This is a genomic window from Shewanella sp. SM55 (assembly GCF_025654025.1).
GTDB lineage: Bacteria > Pseudomonadota > Gammaproteobacteria > Enterobacterales > Shewanellaceae > Shewanella > Shewanella oncorhynchi.
This window is the reverse complement of the sequence record NZ_JAKKRS010000005.1, coordinates 127,612-149,545: the sequence shown is the minus strand read 5'-3', so window position 1 is coordinate 149,545 and position 21,934 is coordinate 127,612. Positions and strand designations below refer to the sequence as shown.

The 21,934-nt window shown below is 46.1% G+C and carries 16 protein-coding genes and 1 pseudogene; 11 read left to right on the top strand and 6 right to left on the bottom strand.

From position 1 onward, the window contains the following. Nucleotides 1–37: 37 nt before the first annotated feature. The 3 genes from nrdA to ubiG all read right to left on the bottom strand — a co-directional run bounded on the left by nrdA (nucleotide 38) and on the right by ubiG (nucleotide 4,213). Nucleotides 38–2,326 carry a class 1a ribonucleoside-diphosphate reductase subunit alpha gene (nrdA, locus tag L5L91_RS08985; RefSeq protein ID WP_219250838.1) on the bottom strand — a complete coding sequence of 763 codons (2,289 nt, stop codon included), beginning with the start codon at nucleotides 2,324–2,326 and terminating at the stop codon, nucleotides 38–40. A 503-nt stretch (nucleotides 2,327–2,829) separates the two neighbouring features. Next, on the bottom strand, nucleotides 2,830–3,501 hold the full coding sequence (locus tag L5L91_RS08980; RefSeq protein WP_173496880.1) for an HAD family hydrolase: 672 nt from the start codon (nucleotides 3,499–3,501) through the stop codon (nucleotides 2,830–2,832). A 1-nt stretch (nucleotide 3,502) separates the two neighbouring features. After that, on the bottom strand, nucleotides 3,503–4,213 hold the full coding sequence (gene ubiG, locus L5L91_RS08975) for a bifunctional 2-polyprenyl-6-hydroxyphenol methylase/3-demethylubiquinol 3-O-methyltransferase UbiG (RefSeq protein ID WP_028759866.1): 711 nt from the start codon (nucleotides 4,211–4,213) through the stop codon (nucleotides 3,503–3,505). A gap of 385 nt (nucleotides 4,214–4,598) precedes the next feature. Here ubiG and gyrA point away from each other — a divergent pair, with 385 nt between their 5' ends. From gyrA to L5L91_RS08960, 3 genes are all read left to right on the top strand, one after another. Continuing rightward, nucleotides 4,599–7,349, top strand: coding sequence for a DNA gyrase subunit A (gene gyrA, locus L5L91_RS08970; protein ID WP_028759867.1), 2,751 nt, complete (start codon nucleotides 4,599–4,601; stop codon nucleotides 7,347–7,349). Nucleotides 7,350–7,484: 135 nt separating this feature from the next. Continuing rightward, on the top strand, nucleotides 7,485–8,576 hold the full coding sequence (serC, locus tag L5L91_RS08965; RefSeq protein ID WP_131524063.1) for a 3-phosphoserine/phosphohydroxythreonine transaminase: 1,092 nt from the start codon (nucleotides 7,485–7,487) through the stop codon (nucleotides 8,574–8,576). 357 nt (nucleotides 8,577–8,933) lie between these two features. Further along, nucleotides 8,934–9,854 (top strand): LysR family transcriptional regulator, encoded by a 921-nt coding sequence (locus L5L91_RS08960; protein ID WP_168827065.1) that lies wholly within the window; start codon nucleotides 8,934–8,936, stop codon nucleotides 9,852–9,854. Here the strand turns inward: L5L91_RS08960 and L5L91_RS08955 are convergent. The 3 genes from L5L91_RS08955 to L5L91_RS08945 form a co-directional block, all read right to left on the bottom strand. After that, entirely contained in the window at nucleotides 9,851–10,711 is an 861-nt protein-coding gene (locus L5L91_RS08955; protein ID WP_263161424.1) for a YjjW family glycine radical enzyme activase, read from the bottom strand. The genes L5L91_RS08960 and L5L91_RS08955 overlap by 4 nt on opposite strands. Before the next feature lie 26 nt (nucleotides 10,712–10,737). After that, the gene (locus L5L91_RS08950; RefSeq protein ID WP_263161314.1) at nucleotides 10,738–12,285 is read right to left on the bottom strand and encodes a YjjI family glycine radical enzyme; all 1,548 of its coding nucleotides are present in this window, start codon (nucleotides 12,283–12,285) and stop codon (nucleotides 10,738–10,740) included. 375 nt (nucleotides 12,286–12,660) lie between these two features. Continuing rightward, nucleotides 12,661–13,851, bottom strand: coding sequence for an amino acid aminotransferase (locus tag L5L91_RS08945; protein ID WP_263236145.1), 1,191 nt, complete (start codon nucleotides 13,849–13,851; stop codon nucleotides 12,661–12,663). A 435-nt stretch (nucleotides 13,852–14,286) separates the two neighbouring features. On the opposite strand from L5L91_RS08945, the gene aroA reads away from it, so the two are divergent. From aroA to L5L91_RS08905, 8 genes and pseudogenes are all read left to right on the top strand, one after another. Beyond that, complete coding sequence (gene aroA / locus L5L91_RS08940) at nucleotides 14,287–15,567, top strand: 3-phosphoshikimate 1-carboxyvinyltransferase (RefSeq protein ID WP_263236144.1); 1,281 nt, start codon at nucleotides 14,287–14,289, stop codon at nucleotides 15,565–15,567. Between the two features lie 186 nt (nucleotides 15,568–15,753). After that, nucleotides 15,754–16,446 carry a (d)CMP kinase gene (cmk, locus tag L5L91_RS08935; protein ID WP_168827070.1) on the top strand — a complete coding sequence of 231 codons (693 nt, stop codon included), beginning with the start codon at nucleotides 15,754–15,756 and terminating at the stop codon, nucleotides 16,444–16,446. Between the two features lie 99 nt (nucleotides 16,447–16,545). Continuing rightward, nucleotides 16,546–18,216, top strand: a pseudogene (gene rpsA, locus L5L91_RS08930) (30S ribosomal protein S1); the annotation flags it as partial. Nucleotides 18,217–18,289: 73 nt separating this feature from the next. Then, nucleotides 18,290–18,577 (top strand): integration host factor subunit beta, encoded by a 288-nt coding sequence (gene ihfB / locus L5L91_RS08925; RefSeq protein ID WP_006081718.1) that lies wholly within the window; start codon nucleotides 18,290–18,292, stop codon nucleotides 18,575–18,577. Nucleotides 18,578–18,699: 122 nt separating this feature from the next. After that, nucleotides 18,700–18,975 carry a LapA family protein gene (locus L5L91_RS08920; protein WP_028759876.1) on the top strand — a complete coding sequence of 92 codons (276 nt, stop codon included), beginning with the start codon at nucleotides 18,700–18,702 and terminating at the stop codon, nucleotides 18,973–18,975. A gap of 1 nt (nucleotide 18,976) precedes the next feature. Further along, the gene (gene lapB, locus L5L91_RS08915; protein WP_113940394.1) at nucleotides 18,977–20,137 is read left to right on the top strand and encodes a lipopolysaccharide assembly protein LapB; all 1,161 of its coding nucleotides are present in this window, start codon (nucleotides 18,977–18,979) and stop codon (nucleotides 20,135–20,137) included. 45 nt (nucleotides 20,138–20,182) lie between these two features. Beyond that, nucleotides 20,183–20,878 carry an orotidine-5'-phosphate decarboxylase gene (gene pyrF, locus L5L91_RS08910; RefSeq protein WP_263161304.1) on the top strand — a complete coding sequence of 232 codons (696 nt, stop codon included), beginning with the start codon at nucleotides 20,183–20,185 and terminating at the stop codon, nucleotides 20,876–20,878. 198 nt (nucleotides 20,879–21,076) lie between these two features. Beyond that, entirely contained in the window at nucleotides 21,077–21,898 is an 822-nt protein-coding gene (locus tag L5L91_RS08905; RefSeq protein WP_028759878.1) for an SDR family oxidoreductase, read from the top strand. Nucleotides 21,899–21,934: the final 36 nt, after the last annotated feature.

Sequence of the window (21,934 nt, the reverse complement as noted above, 5' to 3'; positions counted from 1 at the left end):
GGGATCCCTATAAAACCGTTAACGTTAAAGTTAAAGACTAGATTTTACATGCGCCGCCGGCGCAACCGTCATCTTCTTTCTCTAAATTGGTGATGTCATCGTGTGAATCCGACGCACCATCGCGAGTGTTATGGTAGTAAAGCGTTTTAACACCTAACTTGTAAGCATTGAGCAAATCTTTCAGCAGGGTTTGCATGGGTACTTTACGGCCTTCAAAACGTGAAGGATCGTAGTTAGTGTTAGCAGAAATCGCTTGGTCAACGAATTTCTGCATAATACCCACTAACTGTAAGTAACCGTCGTTGCTTGGCATTTTCCACAGCAATTCATAGCTATCTTTCAGTGTATCGAAATCAGGTACCACTTGTTTTAGCTGACCGTCTTTGCTCGATTTCACGCTGATAAGGCCACGTGGTGGCTCAATACCATTGGTCGCATTGGAGATTTGCGACGAGGTTTCTGATGGCATTAATGCCGACAGCGTCGAGTTACGCAGGCCATATTGCTTGATATCGCTACGCAGTGATTCCCAGTCTAAGTGCAATGGTTCGGCACAAATTTTATCCAAATCACGTTTGTAGGTATCAATTGGCAAAATACCTTGAGAGTAAGTGGTCTCGTGGAATAACGGACACGCACCTTGCTCTTTGGCTAAGTTCATTGAGGCTTTCAGTAAATAGTACTGAATCGCTTCGAAGGTTCTGTGGGTTAAAGCGTTCGCACTACCATCGGAATACTTCATGCCGTTTTTCGCTAAATAGTTAGCGAAGTTGATCACGCCTATGCCTAAGGTACGGCGATTCATCGAGGCGATTTGCGCGGCTTTGATAGGGTAATCTTGATAGTCCAATAGATTATCCAGTGCGCGTACGGCGAGGTCGGCTAATGGCTCAATATCAGATAACTCTTTGATAGAACCTAAGTTAAGTGCTGACAGCGTACAAAGCGCGATTTCACCTTCTGGATCATCGATGTTGTTTAATGGTTTAGTCGGCAGGGCGATTTCAAGACACAGGTTAGACTGTCTGATCGGCGCGACTTTTGAATCAAACGGGCTGTGAGTGTTGCAGTGATCCACGTTCTGAATGTAGATACGGCCCGTTGAAGCGCGCTCTTGCATCATCAGTGAAAACAGCTCAACGGCTTTTATGGTTTTCTTACGAATGCTGCTGTCTTGCTCATATTGCACATATAAACGTTCGAATTCGTTTTGATCTTCAAAGAAAGCATCGTACAAGCCAGGTACGTCAGATGGGCTAAATAAACTAATGTTTTCGCCTTTGATCAGACGTTGATACATGACTTTGTTCAGCTGCACACCGTAGTCTAAATGACGGATACGGTTGTCTTCGACGCCGCGGTTATTTTTCAATACCAGCAGAGATTCGACTTCTAAGTGCCAAATAGGGTAGAACAGGGTCGCAGCACCGCCACGCACGCCGCCTTGAGAACACGACTTCACTGCGGTTTGGAAATACTTATAGAAAGGTAAGCAACCTGTGTGGAAGGCTTCACCACCACGAATTGGGCTACCTAAGGCGCGAATACGACCGGCGTTAATACCGATACCCGCACGTTGGCTGACGTATTTCACGATAGACGAAGCGGTCGCGTTGATGGAATCTAAGCTGTCACCACATTCGATCAGTACGCAAGAGCTAAACTGACGCGTTGGGGTGCGCACACCGGCCATAATTGGCGTTGGCAGCGACAGTTTAAAAGTTGATACCGCGTCATAGAAATCTTTAACGTATTTCAGGCGCGTCTCTTTTGGATAACGGGCAAACAAGCAAGCCGCAACCAAAATGTAAAGGAACTGTGCGCTCTCATAGATTTCGTGGGTAACACGGTTTTGAACTAAATACTTGCCTTCCAGCTGTTTTACTGCAGCGTAGGAAAAATCCATATCGCGCCAGTGGTCGATATAGGTATCCATCACATCCAGCTCTTCGCGGGTGTAATCTCTTAAAATGTGTTGATCGTATTTACCCAGCTCAACCAACTTAGTCACGTGAGCATACAATGCGGGCGGCTCGAACTGACCGAAGGCCTTCTTACGCAAATGAAACACCGCTAAACGGGCAGCAAGGAACTGATAGTCTGGTGATTCTGGAGAAATTAAATCCGCCGCAGCCTTGATAATGGTTTCATGGATAGCTTCGGTTGGGATGCCATCGAAAAACTGTAGGTGCGAGCGAAGTTCAACTTCAGAAACAGAAACGTTTTTTAATCCCTTGGCTGCCCAAGTAATTACGCGGTGTATTTTTTCGAGATCGATATTCTCACGATCGCCACAGCGTTTTGTGACTGTCATAGTGCTATTCATTTGGAGATAGGCCTTGGTTCTTATATGTATTTAGGTGAGCAAAATCACCGTACGTATCCTTGTAAAACAATCAATAATCGTCCCTTAAATACAGCTGACTGGTTAAAAACGAGTCAATTAAGCGGCGAGCTTCTAGTGTGTCTGATTGTTACCTATACACAAGATATGGTGTTTTAAATTATATGGGATACAAGATAGTGAGGTTTGCCCCTATTTGCAAGTCTGAATTCAGGGGACATCTTGTGGATAACGTGAGGATAAAATTTTGCGTTAGTAACGACTAACCTTGAAGCTCAATTTCAGGTTAGCGTGTCACACTCATGGGGGATTTTTAGGCGATCCTTTTCTTTAGATCGCGATCGCTCACGAGTGCCGATCTTTTATCCGCCTGACTTTTTCCGTGGGTCATAAATAGTATGCTGACACACTGATGTTCGTCAGTGAAGTTACGTATTGGATGCCTTATTCGTGAGCATTGTAGGCGCTGTTTTTGGTTGATGTTGTTAAGCCAATGCTTCGATTAGTGCTTGATGTAGCTCAGTTGGGCTCGCAAAATGCGCGTGCGCTGGCCATTGCAACGGCTTGTCGTTCACGCCCAGATAACCCCATAGGGCCACGCCGCCTAACATGCCAGCAGCCTTGGCCGCGAGCAGATCTCGCTCGGCATCCCCAAGATACAAAATGTGCTCTGGAGCACAGTTCAGTTGTTGTGCGCCTAACAGCATAGGTGCAGTGTGGGGTTTTGGGTGTTTTGTAGAATCGCCACTGATGATAACGGGCATACGCAAGTGTAAATTCAGTTTTCGCAATAAGGGACGGGTAAAGCGCGCAGGCTTGTTGGTGATCACCCCAAACGGCAGCTGAGTTAACTCGAGCCAATCGAGTAATGCTGCTATGCCTGTAAATAGCGCACAATGATCGCCATTTATACGCTGATAGTGGGCGAGCAACCCTTGCTGTACTTGAGACCGAAGATCTTCTGCCGCATCAGGGATCGCGGCATCGACTAAGGCAAAACTGCCGTGGGATGCGGCGTAGCGCATGGCCGCTAACGGCTGCGCGGCGATGCCGACGTCTTGAAGACTTAAATTGAGGGCTTGCACCAGATCCGGCGCGGTATCGGCTAAGGTGCCATCGAGATCGAACAGTACGCCTTTGATCTGTGCCAGACTCATATTAATCAACCTTACGCGTCGCTATCATGTAATTCACATCAACCTTAGGCGTGTACTTAAAAATGCCCGTCAATGGGTTGTAGCTTACCCCTAAGGCATCGGTACAGATAAGATCGGTATTATCTACTAGCTCAATCAGCTCCGAAGGCTTAATGAATTTTTTATGCTCGTGGGTGCCAACTGGCAGCATTTTTAGCAAATATTCCGCACCTAAAATGGTGTGCACGTAGGATTTAATGTTGCGGTTGATGGTGGAGAAAAACACATGACCACCGGGTTTGACCATGTCACAGCATGCTTTAATCACAGATTGTGGATCGGGTACATGTTCGAGCATTTCCATGCAGGTCACCACATCGTAATAGGCTTGATGATCTTGGCTGTGGGCCTCGGCAGTATTTTTTACATAATTAATGCTCACGCCTGTTTCGAGGGCATGTAGGCGGGCGACTTCTAAGGGCTCATCACCCATATCTAAGCCATCAACCTCGGCGCCGATGCGGGCCATGCTTTCAGACAATATGCCGCCACCACAGCCGACATCGAGCACTTTCTTGCCGAAAATACCGCCTGCGGTTTGATCGATATAGTTTAAGCGCAGCGGGTTTAATAGATGCAGCGGCTTAAATTCGCCGTTGAGATCCCACCAAGTTTCGGCCATACGTTCAAACTTTGCGATTTCCTGTGGGTCTACATTGGTATTCTGATGCATGCTATTACCTGAAGAAGCTGTATTGTGCGGCTATTATAACGACTATGTTTGATAAACAAAGTGCTCGACTGAGCTAAGCCCTTGTGGTCGAGTGAATTTTCAGCAGTTATCTGCTTTTATGTTAATTGTTGTGCTCCGTATCGACCTTTTACTTTATCCCTTTGACGATTTTTCCTCATCGTAAGCCGTGAATTTCAACGCTTGTTTATCGCACAAACGACCAAATTGACAGTGTTTTCATCTATTAAGCCACCAGACTCTCAATTCGATAATGATAGGTCTGGCGACATTAAATAACTGTGTTAGAATGCCAAATCACGTTTTTGGGCTAGGCAATGATACGGATTATACGTTGTCAGCTATTTTTCAGGGGAACGAGCAGTTTATGACTGATCTGGCATCATCTATTTCGCCAATTAATATCGAAGACGAACTAAAGAATTCGTACCTTGATTACGCCATGAGCGTTATCGTGGGACGTGCATTACCAGACGTGCGCGACGGCTTAAAGCCGGTTCATCGCCGCGTTCTGTTTGCCATGAGTGAATTGAAGAACGATTGGAACAAGCCTTACAAAAAATCAGCCCGTGTGGTCGGTGACGTCATCGGTAAATATCACCCCCATGGTGATTCTGCTGTTTATGACACTATCGTCCGTATGGCCCAGCCATTCTCACTGCGTTACACCTTAGTAGACGGCCAAGGTAACTTCGGTTCGGTCGACGGTGACTCAGCGGCGGCAATGCGTTATACCGAAATCCGTATGGATAAGTTAGCGCACCAATTACTAGCTGATCTTGAAAAAGAGACAGTGGATTTCGTCCCTAACTACGACGGTACAGAACAGATCCCAGCTGTATTACCTACACGCGTACCTAACCTGTTAATTAACGGTTCATCGGGTATTGCGGTAGGTATGGCAACCAACATCCCACCACACAACCTAACGGAAGTTGTGAAAGGCTGTTTGGCATTGATTGAAGAGCCTTCACTGTCGATTGAACAGTTGATGGAATACATTCCAGGTCCGGATTTCCCCACTGCAGCGATTATCAACGGCCGTAAAGGCATTATTGATGCCTATAAAACTGGCCGTGGCCGCGCGATCATGCGTGCTCTGGCAGATGTGGAAACCGAAGATAATGGCCGTGAGCGTATAATCGTCACTGAAATCCCATATCAAGTAAACAAAGCCCGTTTAATCGAGAAGATTGCCGAGCTGGTTAAAGATAAAAAGCTTGAAGGGATCAGCGGCCTACGCGACGAGTCTGATAAAGACGGTATGCGTATCGTTATCGAAATTAAGCGCGGTGAAGTGGGCGAGGTTGTACTAAATAACCTTTATGCTCAAACGCAAATGCAGTGTTCTTTCGGGATTAACATGGTGGCCCTGACCAATGGGCAGCCTAAACTGTTTAACCTTAAAGAAATGCTCGAATGCTTTATTCTGCATCGCCGTGAAGTGGTGACGCGTCGTACCGTATTTGAACTGCGTAAAGCCCGTGAGCGTGCCCATATTTTGGAAGCGCTGGCGGTTGCACTGGCTAACATTGACCCGATTATTGCACTGATCAAAGCCTCACCAACGCCTGCGGATGCCAAAGTGAAATTGGTTGAGCAAGGTTGGGAATTAGGCCACGTTCAAGGCATGCTGGAAAAAGCGGGCGATGACGCCGCGCGTCCAGAGTGGTTAGAGCCACAATATGGTATTCGTGACGGTCAATACTTCCTGACTGAGCAACAAGCTCAGGCCATTCTGGAACTGCGTTTACACCGTTTAACCGGTCTTGAACACGATAAGATCATCGCCGAATACGAAGAATTACTCGAATTTATCGCGGGTCTGCTGTTTATTTTGCGCAGTCCTGAGCGTTTGATGGAAGTCATCAAGGAAGAATTAGTTCAAATCCTTGAAGAATATGGTGATGCGCGCCGTACAGTGATCAATGCCAACGAAGTCGATATGAGTCTTGAAGACTTGATCAACGAAGAAGACGTTGTAGTAACACTGTCGCACTTAGGTTATGCCAAGTATCAACCGTTGACCGATTACCAAGCCCAGCGCCGTGGTGGTAAAGGTAAAGCGGCCACCAAAGTGAAAGACGAAGATTTCGTCGAGAAGCTGTTAGTTGCCAATACCCATGACACCATTTTGTGCTTCTCTGATTTTGGTAAGATGTACTGGCTCAAAGTGTATCAACTGCCATTAGCGAGCCGTACAGCCCGTGGTCGTCCAATTGTTAACTTGCTGCCGTTATCCGATGGCGAGCGCATTACTGCGATTCTGCCAGTACGTGAATACGCGGCTGACAAGTACATCATCATGGCGACCTCACACGGTACTGTGAAGAAAACCGCACTAACTGCTTATAGCAATCCACGTGCAAACGGTATTATCGCCGTTAACCTCAAAGACGGTGACCAACTGATCGGTGTCGATATCACTAACGGTGATGACGAAATCATGTTGTTCTCGAACGAAGGTAAAGTGGTTCGCTTTGGTGAGAAAGTACGTGATTCTGAAACTGGCGAAGTGAAAACCGATCCTGAAACCGGTGAAGAAGTCTTGTCCTTACGTCCTATGGGCCGTACTGCAACAGGCGTTCGTGGTATCCGTTTAGAAGAAGGTCAGAAAGTCGTGTCGCTTATTGTACCCAAAGGCGATGGCGCGATTCTGACTGTGACTGAAAACGGTTACGGTAAACGGACGCAACTGTCTGAATATCCTGCGAAGAGCCGTGCGACTAAAGGTGTGGTTTCAATCAAGGTGAGCGAACGTAATGGCGCTGTTGTTGGGGCTGTTCAAGTCGGTCTTAACGACGAACTTATGCTCATCAGTGATAAAGGTACCTTAGTGCGTACACCTGCGAGCGGCGTGTCTATCATTGGCCGTAACACTCAAGGTGTAACGATTATCCGTACTGCGGGCGACGAGAAAGTGGTCGGCCTACAACGTATCGACGAAATCCAAACTGAAGAAGATGAAGTCGAGCTGGATGAAAACGGTTTACCGATTGTTCCTGTCATTATCGAAGGCGAATTAGCCGACGAGGCGCTTGAAGAAGCGCTGGATGACGAAGAAGAGTTGGACGAAGATGAAGACGAACTTGCTGATGATGAGCAAGACGAAGAGTAATTAAGTGTCATATTAACGAGCGTCCAATTGGACGCTCGTTTTTTTAATGGCATTGATGTTGATAGCATTGTTCGTTTTAGAATGGTTTCGTATTTATCAATACCTACATCATGGTTGGGATTAAGGAGAGTGTCAGTGAGCGCGATTTATAATTTCTGTGCTGGACCTGCAATGTTACCCGCAGCGGTAATGAAAAAAGCACAACAGGAATTACTTGATTGGAATGGCCAAGGCGTTTCCGTGATGGAAATCAGCCACCGAAGTAAAGAGTTCATCGCGCTTACACAACAAGCCGAGTCCGATTTACGTGAACTGATGCAGATCCCCACAAATTACCATGTGCTATTTATGCACGGCGGTGGTCGTGGACAGTTCTCCGCTGTTGTGAATAATTTTTTAGGTAATCATGGCCGAGCCCTGTATTTAGTCAGTGGCCAATGGTCATCTGCCGCGTTAGCCGAAGCACAAAAGCTCGTGGGTGAAGCGCAGATTGATAGTCTGAATATTGTTGAAAAACACAATGGACTCAATGCGGTTGTCTTACCTGACTTACATAAAATTGATGCCGATTATCGCTATGTTCACTATTGCCCTAATGAGACAGTAGATGGTATCGAAATTTTTGATGAATTAGACTCACCTTGGCCAATTGTTGCCGATTTATCGTCAACCATTATGTCACGTGAAATCGACGTCAGCCGCTACGGTTTGATTTACGCTGGCGCACAAAAGAACATAGGTCCATCGGGTCTGTCGATAGTGATAGTGCGCGATGACATGTTAAAACTGCCGAGTTTACCGCAGTCGTCCATCATGGACTATCGTTTAGCCGTTGAGCATGACTCTATGTTCAACACACCGCCAACCTTTGCTTGGTATCTCGCCGCTGAAGTCTTTGCTTGGCTTAAGTCCATTGGCGGCATTGCGAGTATTGCAAAAATTAATCAACAAAAAGCGCAGATGTTATATCAATGCATTGATGGTAATGCTTTCTACCGTAATGGGGTTGTTGCAGCGAACCGCTCACAAATGAACGTGACTTTCCAATTAGTCAACGAAGCACTCGATAGTGAGTTCCTAAAGCAAGCCCAAATAGCTGGACTCGTAGCCTTAAAGGGCCATCGTATCGTAGGGGGTATGCGTGCTAGCCTCTATAATGCAATGCCACTCGATGGTGTAGTTGCTTTGGTCAAGTTTATGAATGAGTTTGCAAACAAACATAGCTAGGCTTAGCTGTATTGAGTCACTCATTAGCTTGCGACGCTTAGCGTCTAGGCTTTTCTGCCTGAATATCAACGTTATGCTTATTGAATGTTGATCATCAGTTAGCCATCTCAAGTGAGACATCCCAAAAGCGAATGCTCAAATGCATTCGCTTTTTTGTTAGCTTTAATTTATCGACAATAGCGTTAAGCAAGATGACGTTGAGACCAGATGCCTTCAAGAACACTCGCTGTGAGAAAGCCTGTGAGCTGACGCGCATTACTGAATAAGATGCTGGGTTAGTTGTATGCTATTGTTTATCATGATTAAAAGAACGTATCTTTAAATGCGTGTACACGATAAATCAATAGGATGTCACCGATGGATTTGGCCAAGCTTTCGCGGATTAGTATGAAGCATTTGATCACTTTGCATGTGATGCTCGATACCCTGAGCGTAACCGCCAGTGCCGAACGTTTATGTTTAAGTCCCTCATCCGTCAGTAAAACCTTAAGCCAGCTCAGGGACAGTTTAAACGATGAACTGTTCTATCGTAACGGCAACTCACTGGTAGCAACCCCACTGGCAAGACGATTAGGGCCAAGCGTGCAGCAGATGATCAATGATATGAATCAGATCATGAGTCAGGATGCGTTTAACCCTGCTCATTTTGAGGGGCGTTTTTCGCTTGCGATGCGGGAAAGCACCTTTGAACTGCTGGCCGCCAAGCTCAGTGCCCATATTCTGAGCTTGGCTCCTAATATCCGCCTCGATATTTACAGCAAAGACAATATTGGTTTTGATGGATTGCTTAAAGGTACATTAGATTTTGTGCTGTTACCCCACGATCTGAGTCAACCTAATCCTCTTCAAGACGATCTAGTGTGGGAAACCTTGTTTAGCGATGAAATGATCTGCCTGATGAATTCATCCCATCCCTTGGCTAAACAGCCGCATATCAGCTTCGATGATTACCTGAGTTTTAGCCATATTGGCATTACAGACACAGATCTGAGCACGCCTTTTTTTGATATTTTGCTCGCCCAACAATCTAAAAAACGTGCCGTTCCCATTTCGGTCCCAGACTTTGGCAGTGCGGCGTTAATGTGCCATCACAGTGAGTTGCTCTTTACCTGCTCGCGCCGCTGGGCATCCATCGCTAGCCAAGCTCAAGGCTTAACGATTAAATCTTTGCCTATAGAATATGGTAAAGTGGCTTACAGCCTAGTTTGGCATAGTCAAAGCATGAAAGATCCCGCACTGCGCTGGCTTTATGAGCAAATTTTGCTTTGCAGTCGTTAAAGGTATATAGAAGGTAACACGAGATTGGTTACGCCTCGCTTTGTAAGGGTTGCGGCTAAGCGTTCAATATCGGCTTGTTTACAGCTTGGCCAATTGAGTGCTTCATCGACAACACCATGATGGTGAAAGGCATTTAACTTAACTCGCGTATCTGGGCCTAGCAGAAGTAAATAGGTCGCTAGTGCGTCTATTTCTTCCTCATAATCCGTGATGCTCGGAATGTGCAGCAATCTCACCTCATACAGTTTTTGCTGTTTAGCCAATAACTGGATTGATTTGAACACGGCATGGTTATCACGACCGGTAATGTACCTATGGGTATCTTGCTGCCACGCTTTAAGATCCACCATAGCGCCATCTAAAAAGGGCTGCAGTTTATGCAATCCCGTTAGACTTAAACTGCCATTGGTGTCGAGCATGCAAGTTAAGTGTGATAACGACTCTGTCGCCTTAATTCCTTTAAACAACGCAAGAATAAATGGCAGTTGTAGGCTCGCTTCGCCGCCGCTCACGGTAATACCATTAATAAAGTGACGCTGACTATGGAGAATCGTCAGTATCTCCTCGACTGTGTAACGACTGACCTTAGGGCTCGCTTGTTTCGGGCATACGGTAAGACAAGTATCGCATTGGCTACAACGCTCACTATCCCAGTGAATGCGAGGCTTATTACTGAGACTCATCAATGTCAGCGCATTTTCAGGGCAGGTGGTGACACAATCGCCACAAGCATCACATAAGCCTATGGTATGTGGGTTATGGCAGTTTTTGCATTGATAGTTGCAGCCCTGCAGGAATAATACGAGCCTGCTGCCAGGCCCGTCGACACAGGAAAAGGGCAATAGCTGACTGACTATTGCCTGTTTATTTATGGCCGGTTCATTTAACAACACAGGGGTGAGTGCTCATGGGCGATAACTCGTGCTTGTCGTTGCAATATTCCTGTATTAACCGCAGCTTCTGCGGCTAAGCCTGTGGTATTGAGACGCGATCCGCACTGTTTAAATGCTTCAATATCCGAGCGTTTTACCATATAGCCAGTCACGCGCATTAAATCGTTAGAGGCGACATTGGCGGTAAACTCCCTAAAACCTAACTCAAGCGCGGCTTTACACAGTTGGAACATGGCTTGAGGATTGGATTTTACGGTTTCATCGATAGTCAAAATATCACTAATCCCCGCCGTATAATACTGATGATGTTGCGCTAGGGCTTGAATATGGGCGATGGGATTCGGTTCAGTGCCATAGGGGATGCGAACGCCAGGAGTCACATCGTTGTCGATACTAATACCGCCCTGTGAATGCAGTAGTGCCCGCCCATGGTAACCATGTGCGACGGGTGTGGATTTCACTATGGCATCGAGCGCAGCAGAAATACGATAGCCCAGCTGATTTGCATCCGTTTCATGACCATATCTAGGGTGTTTAGCTGACTTAACTTCTCCACTGGCCGTTAATGCCTGCAGAATATTCACGGCTTCCGCCATACCGTAAATGCCAAACATGGGCGCAAAACGCGACTCATCAATCAATTGCTCTTTAACTAAAAAACTGTCAAAGAAGTGTGATTCTTGATGCAAAAATGCCGAGCGTGCCTCGATAAGTTCAAAGGTGAGTGAGCAGTAATTTGGCAAGACAGCATCAAAAAAATCACTGATTGAAGTGGCCTTTAACGCGACCTCTTTAAGATTGAGCCGAACCAAGGTATTGGCGCCGCCCGCTAACGGCAAGGCATTGTAGCAACTGACAATCCCAAAACCGTGCTCATCAAACGCACTGGCATGCAGAGGATAATTGGCGATATGCGGCTTACTGCAGTGACAAATATTAGTGGTCGCAAGCAGCAACAAATCATCTGGCGTGACGGCGGGGTCGTACATAAAGGTCAAATTGGGGGCAACTTGTTTTAACTCGGCATCAATGCGCAGTAGGGTGCGGCAAACAATGTTGTCTGTCGGGCCAATATTGACGTGCATAAAGGCGTCGGGCAGGGTTCTGTCGAGCATGATCCAGAACAGTTTAAGTTTACGATAAAGGACTTCCGCATCCATTCCTTCGATGAAAGGCATTAATATTTCATCCAGCTGACCTAAATACACGGGGATATTGGTCACCGATGGCACATGATGATAAAGGATGGTCAAGGCATTGATGGCTTCATCTAAATCCTGCGCCGGTGAAAGCTCTAAATATTCTGAACCTTGCTTTAGATAGCGGGCATAATCTGGCAACACATAGCGTGGTTTAAATGGCGCATGGCCTTCAAACATGTCGCAAATAATACCGTCATTCATCGCTGCTTTTACCTCGGGCGATATCGACATATAGGGCAAACTGGCTTCCGCTTCTAATGCTAAATAGTTGGATTTTTGCTTGGGTGAAAGCAGCGGGTTGGTGACGATTTGCACTAATTTATCTTGTAATAACATGGCTGAACATCCACAAGTTCTATGATGACCACTAATCTACTCAGTGGCGTTGGCTTTAAAAAGTGAAAATAGCCGCAGTCCTGATTAATGAAATGGAAATCCGCCGACCGAGGTCACAATTTGTGGCTTATTGCGATAACGCCGCGATGTCAAAATCACTAGAATGTGGTTTTACGATTAAAAATAAATGCTTGAACAGTGAGACGTGGCCTTGCTTGTCATATTGTGAATATGAAACTGAGGTTAATGAACTGCCAAAACTGATCGGGTGGGATGATTGAAAAATTTAACACTTGAGGCGGTAAATGAACTCTGCTGTATTCCTTTATTGCGGGAATACAGCAGAGTGAGCGGTGCAGATAAACTCAGCGGCGCTTAGAGCACTTTACCAATTGATTGGGCTAAGTAATCGACGTTATCTTCACTGATCCCAGCAATACTGATGCGGCTTGAACCTACCATATAGATGCTGAATTCTTTTTGTAGGCGCGCCACTTGCTCTGGAGCCACCCCAAGGAAAGAGAACATACCTTTTTGGCGGGCGATAAAGCTAAAGTCACGGTTTACGCCATTGGCTTTAAGTTTATCCACTAAAATGGCGCGGTTGCCGTTAATGCGATCGCGCATTACTTTCAGTTCATCTAGCCATTCTTGGGTCAATTCTGCCGATCCTAAAATCGTCTCAACAATCGCCGCGCCATGGGCAGGTGGCATAGAGTAGAGGCAGCGAACCACATAAAGCAGTACAGATTGCGCGATATTGGCGGTATTGGCATCTTTGGCAATCACAGAGCAGGAACCAATACGCTCACGGTACAAACCGAAGTTTTTCGAGCATGAGCTGCACAGGATCATATTATCGACCGCTGCCGCCATATGACGCACGCCGTAGGCATCAATATCAACGCCATCACCAAAGCCTTGGTAGGCCATGTCAATCAGTGGCGTAAAGCCTTGATCTTTTGTCAGGGCAACCACTTTATCCCATTGCTCTGTGGTTAAATCCATTCCGCTTGGGTTATGGCAACAGGCGTGGAATAACACCACATCATCAGGATTTACTTGCGATAATGCAGCAAGCATCTCATCAAATTTCAATGATTTGCTATCGTAGTCATAGTAAGGATAGGTTTTAACAGTAATACCAGCTGCTTCGAATAAACCGATATGGTTTGCCCACGTTGGATCGCTTACCCATAACACGGCATTCGGGTTGCAGCGTTTGATAAAGTCACCCGCCACGCGCAGCGCGCCTGTACCACCGGGTGTTGAAACGGTGCGGATACGGTTAGCGATAATGGCACTGTGGCCAGCACCAAAGGCTAATTCCGTCATCAAGGTGTTGAATTGTGGTGAGCCTGTTGGGCCGATATACACTTTGGTGGTTTCGGTATCGAGACGGAATTTTTCCGCTTTTTTCACGCAGCTTAGAATAGGGGTAACGCCGGTAGGATCTTTATAAACGCCCACACCTAAATCCACTTTTTGTGGGTGAGAGTCTTCGCGGTACTGAGTTAACAAGCCAAGGATGGGGTCCGCTGGCATTGCGATGAGTGAGTTAAACATAGCTCCATCTACCTTTCTGGTTATAGTGCAAACGTGATTGTTCGTATCAGATATGCATTATTTATCGTTTGGAGGCTAGAATAGCGCGGAAAGGTAAAGTAATTAAAGTGAAAACTGTGATTACACGCTAGTTATCTTGGCAAAAAAGCCTGCCAAAAATACGGTTAAATCATAAATTAACCGCTTAAATTTTGCGTTTTTGTTATTTTTACACTGTTCTCAGCAAATAATCTGACCAAAATGCCATTTTTCTCGAAAAAACGGTTGAATCCTTAGCGACAATCGGTAATTTTATAACGACGAAGCACCAACAAGGCCCCAATCTCCTTTTATTTGTAATCTTAACTTGACGCGCTGTAGCGTGAAGTTGCCATTTTGCGTATTCAGTCCGCGTGATCGTGATGATGACGCCCTATAGAGAAAGAAGATTTATTCATGAAGCAATTACGTCTTGAACCTGTTGTGCAAGTCCGCGGTGAAATCAATATTCCGGGCTCAAAAAGTATTTCAAATCGAGCCTTATTATTGGCCACCTTAGCCCAAGGTACGACCACGCTCACCAATCTGCTCGACTCAGATGATATCCGCCACATGTTGGCCTCCCTCAAACAGTTAGGGGTGAATTACCGTTTATCGCAAAACAATACTGTGTGTGAACTCGATGGTTTAGGTGGCGTGATTTCCTCAGAATCCGCGCAGGAATTGTTTTTAGGCAATGCGGGAACCGCAATGCGCCCCTTATGCGCCGCCTTAACCTTAGGCCAAGGTGAATTTACCCTCACGGGCGAACCACGTATGGAAGAGCGTCCGATTGGCGATTTAGTCGATGCCTTAAGGCAACTCGGTGCCAATATTGTTTATCTTAAAAATGACGGTTTCCCGCCACTGACGATTAATGCCACTGGCCTTAATGGCGGTGATGTTGAAATTGCAGGCGATTTATCGAGCCAATTTTTAACGGCTTTGTTGATGGTGGCGCCACTTGCTAAGGGCAGCGTGAATATCCATGTCAAAGGTGAGTTAGTCTCTAAGCCTTATATCGATATCACTATCGCCTTGATGGCGCAGTTCGGCGTTAACGTCATTAACCATGACTACGCGCGTTTTGAGATTGTTGCAGGCCAGCGTTATATATCACCGGGTAAAGTACTGGTAGAAGGCGATGCGTCATCGGCATCGTATTTCCTCGCGGCAGGGGCGATTAAGGGCGGCGAAGTCAAAGTCACGGGTGTGGGCCGTTTGAGTATTCAAGGCGATGTAAAATTTGCCGATGTGCTCGAAAAAATGGGCGCAGATATCGAGTGGGGCGATGACTATATTATTGCACGTGGCTCCCAATTAACGGCCGTCGACTTAGACATGAACCACATTCCCGATGCGGCCATGACCATTGCAACCGCAGCCTTATTTGCTAAAGGCACGACGGTTATTCGCAATATCTATAACTGGCGTATTAAAGAAACCGACCGGTTAGCGGCTATGGCAACTGAACTGCGAAAAGTGGGCGCCGAGGTTGAAGAGGGGAATGACTACATTAAAATCACTCCGCCTGCCGTGATTAACACCGCTGAAATTGATACCTACAATGATCACCGCATGGCCATGTGCTTTTCTATGCTGGCATTTGCCGATTGCGGTATCACCATCAATGATCCAGATTGTACTTCTAAAACATTCCCTGACTATTTTAAGCAGTTTGCGAGCCTGCAAGGCTAAGTCTGTTTGTTTCGTCATTGTTACAACCATCAATGTCAAGAATAGCAAGCCGTATTTGTGCGGCTGCTAATCTTCATAAAAAATCAACGGATTTTGTTTGTCTTTTGTTGTACAATGCGGCGCGCTCATTTTCGGGGGCTCACTTGATGAACTCACGGATGATGGTTATTTTTTGCGGAGGAATGTATGTCTGAACGGGCTCCTGTAGTCACAATCGACGGCCCAAGTGGTGCTGGCAAAGGTACAATTAGTCAATTATTGGCTCAGCATCTAGGTTGGCAACTACTTGATAGTGGTGCCATTTACCGAGTTCTTGCGCTTGCAGCAATTCATCATAACGTTGAACTGGAAAATGAAGAGTCTATCACGTTGTTAGCGGCACATCTGGATGTGAAGTTTCTAACAGGCAATGATAAAGATCCGGTTCAAGTGATATTGGAAGGTGAAGACGTCACCAACGACATTCGCACCCAAGAGTGCTCGAATGCCGCTTCAAAAGTCGCTGCCTTTCCACGAGTGAGAGAAGCCTTATTACGTCGCCAACGGGCCTTTAAAACGGCGCCAGGATTAATTGCCGATGGTCGTGACATGGGAACAGTCGTTTTCCCAAGTGCGCCGGCAAAATTATATTTAACCGCCTCAGCTGAAGAGCGTGCCCAAAGACGCTATAATCAGTTGCAGGACAAGGGCTTCGATGTTAATATCGAGCGCCTTTTAAGTGAAATTATCGAACGTGATGACCGCGATATGAATCGTCCGGTGGCTCCTTTAGTCCCCGCCGAGGACGCGCTCATTATCGATACTAGCGGTAAGGGTATTGATGAAGTGCTAGCGCTTGCGCTTAACTTTATCAACCAAAAATTATCCGGCACTAACTAAGTTAGCCCACCGGATAGGTATTCGTATTAAGGATGATACGGATAATTTGACTGACTCCACGTCTAGGACGGACAGTGGTTTAATAAAGAAAGTAACCTAAACATGACTGAATCTTTTGCTGATCTATTTGAACAATCCCTTCAAACTCTGGAATTCCGTCCAGGCTCTATCGTTCGTGGTACTGTTGTATCAATCAAAAACGGTATGGTACTGGTTGACGCGGGTCTGAAGTCTGAAAGCCCAATCCCAGCTGAACAATTCAAAAACGCTCAAGGCGTTTTAGAAATTCAAGTTGGCGATGAAGTTGACGTAGCTCTTGACTCTGTTGAAGACGGCTTCGGTGAGACTCAACTGTCTCGCGAAAAAGCGAAACGTCATGAAGCTTGGATCGTTCTGGAAAAAGCTTATGAAGATGCTGAAACTGTAATCGGTATCATCAATGGTAAAGTTAAAGGCGGTTTCACTGTTGAATTAAACGGTATCCGTGCCTTCTTACCAGGTTCTCTAGTTGACGTGCGCCCAGTTCGCGACACCGCTCACTTAGAGTACAAAGAATTAGAATTCAAAGTTATCAAGCTAGACCAGAAGCGTAACAACGTTGTTGTTTCTCGTCGTGCAGTTATCGAATCAGAAAGCAGCGCTGAGCGTGATGCACTGTTAGAAAACCTGCAAGAAGGTCAAGCAGTTAAGGGTATCGTTAAGAACCTGACTGACTACGGTGCATTCGTAGATTTAGGTGGTGTTGACGGTCTGCTACATATCACAGATATGGCGTGGAAACGTGTTAAACATCCATCAGAAATCGTCAATGTTGGCGATGAAATCAACGTTAAAGTACTGAAGTACGATCGTGAGCGCACTCGTGTGTCTCTAGGTCTGAAACAACTTGGCGAAGATCCATGGTTAGAAATCAGCAAACGCTACCCAGAAAACACACGTTTAACTGGTCGCGTTACTAACCTAACTGACTACGGTTGCTTCGTAGAAATCGAAGAAGGCGTTGAAGGTCTGGTTCACGTTTCTGAAATGGATTGGACTAACAAGAACATTCACCCATCTAAAGTGGTTAACTTAGGTGATGAAGTTGAAGTTCTGGTTCTGGACATCGATGAAGAGCGTCGTCGTATTTCTCTAGGTCTGAAACAATGTAAGACCAATCCATGGGATGACTTCGCAACTCGTTACAACAAAGGCGACAAGGTTTCTGGTAAGATCAAGTCAATCACTGACTTCGGTATCTTTATCGGTCTTGACGGCGGTATCGATGGTCTAGTTCACCTGTCTGACATTTCTTGGAACGGTACTGGCGAAGACGCAGTTTCTGAATACAAGAAAGGCGATGAAATCCATGCAGTGGTTCTGTCTGTAGATCCAGAGCGTGAGCGCATCAGCTTAGGTGTTAAGCAAACTGAAGATGATCCATTCAACGCATACTTGGCTGACAAGAAGAAAGGTACTATCGTAAACGGTACTGTTTCTGCTGTTGATGCTAAAGGTGTGACTGTTGAACTGGCTGACACTGTTGAAGGTTACATCCGTGTAGCTGACATTTCACGTGAGCGTATCGAAGATGCATCTACTGTCTATAATGTAGGTGATGCAATCGAAGCTAAGTTCATGGGTGTTGACCGTAAGAACCGCTCTATCAGCCTGTCAATCAAAGCGAAAGACGAAGCTGAAGAGAAAGAAGTAATGGCGACTCTGAACAAACAAGATGACGCTGTTATTAGCAATGCAATGGCTGAAGCGTTTAAAGCAGCTCGTAAATAATCGCCTGTTGTTTGGGGAGACATCTCTCCCCATTAGGCGACTGTGTTTGGCTTGATAATAGGGGATAGCTAGGATGACGAAATCTGAACTTATCGAAAAACTCGCCACCAGGCAGTCGCAGCTGTCGGCGAAAGAGGTTGAAGGCGCAATCAAAGAAATGTTGGAGCAAATGGCAACAACATTAGAAAGCGGTGATCGTATTGAGATCCGTGGCTTTGGTAGTTTCTCGCTTCACTATCGTGCACCGCGGACTGGCCGTAATCCAAAGACTGGTTCATCAGTCGATTTGGAAGGTAAATACGTCCCGCACTTTAAGCCAGGCAAAGAACTGCGCGAGCGTGTTGACGCCGTTAATGTGTGATTGACCGCATAGTAAAAAGCCTCCGTTAGGAGGCTTTTTTGTATCTATTGCAAGGCAATGCTGGTCAGCTTAGTAAATTTCTTGGATAATCATTAAATTGAAACGCGTTTAGGGAGTGCAGCGTGAAATCATTTGTAGCAACTGTGCTTGTGGCACTGTTATTTATTCTGGCGTTGATTTTTGGCGCGCGCAACGAACAAGTGGTGACCATCAGCTATTTTGTCGCACAGGGTGAATATCGTTTACCTGTTGTCTTAGCGATTGTCTTTTTTGCTGGTTTTATTTTGAGTTGGTTATTTGCTAGCTACTATATTGTCCGCTTGAAATTAAGTTTAGCGGCAACTAAAAAGAAACTAAATCAAGTGATCGCTAAAATCCCTCAGGATGTAGACGCCTAATATGCTTGAGATCCTCTTTCTGTTGCTTCCCATTGCTGCCGCCTATGGTTGGTATATGGGGCGACGGAGCATAAGGCAGAATCAAAGTAATCAACGTAAACAATTGAGCCGGGATTATTTTACTGGTCTCAATTTCTTACTGTCGAACGAATCGGATAAAGCCGTCGATTTGTTTATCAGTATGCTAGATGTTGACGATGAAACCATCGATACCCATCTGTCACTCGGTTCGTTGTTCCGTAAGCGAGGAGAGGTCGACCGCTCTATTCGTATCCATCAAAATTTAATCGCGCGGCCTACATTAACTAATGAGCAGCGTGACATCGCTATGATGGAGCTGGGTAAAGATTATCTAGCAGCAGGTTTTTACGACAGAGCTGAAGAAATCTTTATCAACTTGGTCAGCCAAGACGATCACAGTGAAGAATCTGAAACACAGCTTATTGCTATTTATCAGGTGATTAAAGAGTGGCAGAAAGCCATTGATATCACTAAGCGTTTGAGTCGTAAGCGTCAGCAAGTTTTAAAGCCGTTAACGGCACATTTCTATTGCCAATTAGCCGATGAAGCCAGTGATGATGCGCAGAAAATTAAACTGCTACAGCAAGCGCTGAAGCAAGATCCTCAATGCGGTCGTGCATTATTGACCCTAGCGAAAAAATTCCTCGATATTCAAGATTATGCCCAGTGTAAGCAAATGCTGCTGCAACTGAAAAAAGCCGATATCGAGCTTTTTGCCGATGCAATCCCCACGGCCAAACAAGTTTATCGCGACACGCAAGATAAAGAAGGTTTTCAAGAATTACTCGCGGGCGCCATGGCCGATGGCGCTGGAGCTTCTGTGGTGGTCGCCTTAGCGCAGCACATGATAAGTCTTGATGAGATTAAAGCGGCAGAGACCATGGTGCTCGATGCGTTATATCGCCATCCGACCATGAAAGGTTTTCAGCACTTGATGCAGATGCATTTGCGCCAAGCCGAAGAAGGGCAAGCCAAGCAAAGTTTAACTATGCTAGAGCAGCTCGTTGAACAACAAATTAAATTCCGTCCGAGTTACCGTTGTAAGGAGTGTGGTTTTCCTTCTCATGCGCTTTACTGGCATTGTCCTTCCTGTAAAAACTGGGGCAGCATTAAACGGATCCGAGGCCTAGACGGCGAATAATCTATTAGAAGAATACACAGTTTGTGTAACCCCGTTGGAGAGATGATGACGACTAAACCTATCCTCGTAGCGCTTGATTACGATAATAAAAACCATGCTTTACAACTGATAGAAAAACTCGATCCCAACATGTGCCGCCTTAAAGTCGGCAAAGAAATGTTTACCTTGTTTGGCCCGCAACTGGTGAAAGATATCCATGATCGTGGTTTTGATTTATTCCTCGATTTGAAATTTCACGATATTCCCAATACTGTCGCCAAAGCCGTGGCCGCTGCTGCTGAGCTGGGCATATGGATGACGAACGTACATGCCAGCGGTGGCTTAGCCATGATGGAAGCAGCCAAAAAGGCCTTGCTGCCATACGGCGACAAAGCGCCTATGCTGATCGCGGTCACGGTATTAACCTCGATGAGTGATGACGATCTTAAATTACTCGGCATCAATGTGCCTGCGTTTGAGCATGTTCAACGTTTGGCGAAGCTCACGCAGCAAGCGGGACTCGATGGCGTGGTGTGTTCCGCCCAAGAAGCGACAGCGTTAAAATCGCTGTTAGGTCAGGATTTCAAACTCGTGACGCCGGGGATCCGCCCAGTTGGCAGTGATGCTGGCGATCAACACCGCGTGATGACGCCACCTCAAGCGATAGCAGCGGGTTCTGATTACTTAGTGATTGGCCGCCCAATCACCAAAGCTGCCGACCCGTTAGCAGCATTGCAAGCGATTCACCAATCATTGGCATAGACGTTTCAATAGCCGTATAAATCGCCGTCTAAAGCGCGGTTTGAAAGTCGTTTGACCGTCGTTTAAATAAAAAAGGCTTGGAATCGCTTGTTGGTATCCTTGATATGATTGATAAAAGTTGAAATAGTATCTTGAATGACAGCATAGAATAATGAATCACATCCTGAGTGCTTATCTCACTGTTCACGGAGAACGCCCATGTTTAATGCTACGATGTTTAACTATCAAGGTAAGAATGTTGTCGTTGTCGGAGGAACCAGTGGGATAAATCTCGCGATTGCCATTGCGTTCGCACAGGCTGGCGCAAATGTGGCCGTTGCAAGCCGCAGTCAAGATAAAATAGATGCCGCGGTATTGCAGTTGCAACAGGCCAATCCTGACGGTATTCATTTGGGTGTGAGTTTTGATGTGCGCGATCTTAGCGCCCTTGAAGTCGGTTTTGATAAAATCGCTTCTGAGTTTGGTTTTATCGATGTGCTGGTAAGCGGCGCGGCGGGGAATTTCCCTGCCAGCGCCGCAAAGCTTTCGGCCAATGGTTTTAAGTCGGTGATGGACATTGATTTGCTCGGCAGTTTTCAAGTGCTAAAGCAGGCTTATCCTTTGCTGCGTCGCCCCAATGGCAATATTATCCAGATTTCGGCGCCGCAGGCTTCGATCGCTATGCCAATGCAAGTGCATGTGTGTGCGGCTAAAGCGGGTGTGGATATGCTGACGCGAACTTTAGCGTTAGAGTGGGGCTGTGAGGGGCTGAGAATTAATTCGATTATGCCTGGCCCCATCGCCAATACTGAAGGTTTTAATCGCCTTGCACCCAGCGCTGCATTACAGCAAAAGGTTGCCCAATCCGTTCCGCTAAAACGCAACGGCGCAGGTCAGGATATCGCCAATGCCGCGCTATTCTTAGGCTCTGAATTAGCTTCCTATATTACGGGAGTTGTGCTGCCGGTTGATGGCGGTTGGTCACTTGGCGGCGCCAGTATCGCGATGACAGAGCTTGGCGAACTGGCCGCAAAAATGTAGTTTGGTTTTAGATTATTGATATTCAAAATCGAGAAC